This window comes from Parvibaculum sp. (assembly GCF_049672805.1).
Classification (GTDB): Bacteria; Pseudomonadota; Alphaproteobacteria; order Parvibaculales; family Parvibaculaceae; genus Parvibaculum.
In genome coordinates, this window is sequence record NZ_JBATWS010000239.1 from 1 (window position 1) to 3,198 (window position 3,198).

2 protein-coding genes and 1 pseudogene are annotated in these 3,198 nt (G+C 59.7%); all 3 read right to left on the reverse strand.

All coding sequences use genetic code 11. From position 1 onward, the window contains the following. Positions 1-302 (reverse strand): annotated as a pseudogene (locus WBF74_RS07775) (4-hydroxythreonine-4-phosphate dehydrogenase PdxA); the annotation flags it as partial. A gap of 38 nt (positions 303-340) precedes the next feature. Next, positions 341-1,687 carry a peptidylprolyl isomerase gene (locus WBF74_RS07780; protein ID WP_424437704.1) on the reverse strand — a complete coding sequence of 449 codons (1,347 nt, stop codon included), beginning with the start codon at positions 1,685-1,687 and terminating at the stop codon, positions 341-343. A gap of 123 nt (positions 1,688-1,810) precedes the next feature. Further along, positions 1,811-3,198 (reverse strand): LPS-assembly protein LptD (locus WBF74_RS07785; RefSeq protein WP_424437707.1); only part of this gene is annotated, 1,388 nt, incomplete at its 5' end.

The following is a 3,198-nucleotide window of genomic DNA, read 5'->3' on the forward strand; positions in this document are numbered from 1 at the left end:
GCTTTCGCATTAGCGGGAGAAAGCTCGCCGGGACGCACTTCCTCGGAAAGCGTGACCGGTAGAACGGGCAGCGCGTCCGAAAAGCAGGCAAGAGCGTCGGCGGGGGTTTTGATCTCCGCGACCTCCAGTCTGAGGCCGAGTTGTCCCGCCAGGCGGCGGTAGAGTGCCGGATCGCCCGCGACGAGAAAGGGCGGCAGGTTTTCTTCCTTTGCTGTCGCCCATGCGCGCAATGTGATTTCGGGACCGATACCCGCAGGCTCGCCCATCGTCAGCACCAGAGGCGATGCGTCTCTAGTTGCCATGTGTTGTCCCGTTCCGCTTCATCGCGGCGATAGAGCGATCAGCGATAGACGACGACCGCGTCGCGCCTGAGATCGCGCAGATGGCGGCGCCCCATCATAGAAAGTTGCTGCTCGAAGAGCGAATTGTCGATCTGCTCGCGGGTCGGCAATTCACCTTCGGCGGCGCGATGTGCGCAAACAACAATCATCTCGACGCCACGTTCAGAGCGGATGGGGTCCGTTACACCGCCAACCTTCACATTGGCAATGGCTTGCCGCAGGCGAGGCTCAAGCTGGCCGGCGATCACCTGCTGGCGGGGGCTGACAGTGCCGCTCACATATTTGCGGATGAGCTGTTCGGCCTGATCGCAGGAGGAAACCTGCGAACGAAACTCCGTCACTTCGCGCGCGCGGCGGCTCACCGCCTGCGGGTCCGCGTCGGGCGCGAGCGGCAGCAAAACCTGCATGAGCTGGTACTGGTCACGCATCGGGTCAGCGCCCGTCCCCGTCTGCATGGCCCTGAGCTTCACGATGTAGAAGCCCGTCAGCGTGCGGATCGGGTCGGACACCATGTCCGGCTGCATTTTCGTCACGACCTCGCGCACGCCTTCCGGAAGCTGGCTCGCGTGAACCCATCCAATGTCACCCCCGTTGGCCGCTGTGGGCGACTGGCTGAACTGGCGCGCAACTGCTTCAAAAGGGGCACCCTGTCGAATCTGCTCAACGAGCCGCTGCGTGCCGGCGGCAATTTCTTCGGCATGGGCAGGGCTGTCATAGGAGATGAGGATTTCAGAGACGAGATAGCGCGGCTCTCCGGCTTCTTCTTCCAGCCGGCGCATGACTTCATCGACTTCCGTTTCGCCCACGGTTACGAGCGGGGCGAATTGCTGCTGCACGACGCGGTTCCAGGCAATGTCTCTACGGATCTGCTGTTGCAGCGTCGCTTTGCTGACGCCGCCTTCCTTGAGCATTTCTTCGATCTGATCCGCCGTCATGTTGGAGCGCTGGGCGATACGCGCCAGCGCGGCGTCAACCTCTTCCTGCGGAATGTTGATGTTGAGGCGCTGCGCCTCCTGCATCTGCAGGAACTCGTCCACCAGCGAACGCAGAACCTGTCCGCGAATACGGGAGATATTTTCCGGCGTATTCGGAATACCGGAACTGAGCAGCACGAGTTTCACGCGCTGATCAAGATCATAGGACGAGATAACACGGTCATTGACGATGGCCGCGATACCCTGGCTGTCGGAAAGCGCCGAAGAAGGGCCGCCCGCTTCCTGAGCGATCACGGCCTTGGCGGAAAAGACGCAGAAAAAGAGAAGGGCGGCGGCAATTCCGGCGATCAGGCGAAAGAGCCGGGAAGTGGGCTGCGTGGCCGTGCCCGCATGGATCTGTGTCGGAGTCATTGCGTCTTTCTTGTGGGGGCGACTAGCCCTCCGGTAACCGCTCATACAGATCGACAGAATACTTGAAACAAGGCCTCGATCAACCGGGCAAAATCCCCGAAACCTGCGGATTTTCAGGATGTTTTATTGTCTGGGACCAAGGGCACCGGTGTTGCCCGTCGGCCCCAGCGTCTTCAGGGTGACACGGAAAATGACGGAATTGTCCGGTTCATAGTCGCGGTCACGATAGAAGGACTGGTCGAAGCCGAGCGATATGTCGATGCACTCATCTTCATAACCGATGCCAAGGCGGTTCGACACGGTGCGGCTGTTGGAAAGGTCGCGCCTTGTCTGGCCATAGATGCGCCAGTAATCATCCAGCTTGATCACGCTGCCCGCATAGATTTCTTCGCGCGACCGGAAGTTGATGGTCTGGTCGGCTGCGAAATAGGCATAGCCGAATTCAGCCAGCACCGGGCCTTCGCGCGCCATCAGCGTCACTTCATTGCGTCGGATCTTGTAGCGGTCATCGTCGAGGCGGAAGCGATAGACGGCAACGAGGTCCTTGTTGGGAGAGACCATGACGCGTCCCACATAGTCGGAGGATTCGTCCCGCAGGCCCGACGCAGCGGGCAGGCTGTCATTATCGCCCGCACGGAAGCTCTGGCCAAAAATGGCATTCGCCTGTCCGCCATTGGGCGTGAAGATCGAATAGCGCACACCCATATTTGCGCGGAAACCCGTCTCCCAGCGGTCATAGCCAACGAACCGGTCTTCCGAGAAAAGATTAGTGTCGTCAAACTCGAAGCTCAGCGAGTCTTCATCGGGAATTTCGATGGTGTTGCCGACATTGGGTGAATAGACGACCTGCGCAATAGGCTCAATGACCTGCCGGATGCCGCCATCCGTGCGCACCAGCGGATAGCTCCATTCCGTGCCGATTGTCGGCAGGCCGCGCGCGATCGTCGCGTCTTCGAGATTGGTGGCAGGCAGGGTGGGGTGCGGAACGTCTTCAACGGAATAGAGGTCGCCGCGCAAACTGCCAAAGAGACGATAGACGAACCCGCCGGAAGTGGTTTCGCGCCTGTTCCAGTCGATCTGGCTGGTGATGCGCCGGGATTTTGCACCGATCTCCCTTTCCAGCACCATCGCATTGGCGGAAAAGCCTATCCGGCCGCCAAAATAAAGCGTCGGATGCGAATAATTGTACTGCAGGATAGGCGCGACCCAGGGTGTCGTGTCCGGGTTATCTGTCGAAAGCAGGCCGCGGAAATAATAGGCATCCGCCGTGAAGCTGTTGCGCCCGTCCACATAGGTGGCGTTCAGATTGTTCACAAGGTCTGTCTGGTTGGACAGGTCATATTTGCGGAGATAGGTATCGTCCGTCGCCAGTTCGGAACGGAAGCCCCAGCTCCAGTTCTTGTCGATATTGAAGCGACCGTCACCAAACAGGCTTCCACGGAAATTGTCATCGCCCGGCGTGCCGGGTGTCTTCGTTTCCGGCCATGTTGCGGTGCCGAACATCTTCATCC

What these genes read in the sequence shown, in the direction of transcription:
- WBF74_RS07780 (WP_424437704.1), bottom strand. Translation starts at nt 1,687, where the DNA reads ATGACTCCGACACAGATCCATGCGGGCACGGCCACGCAGCCCACTTCC.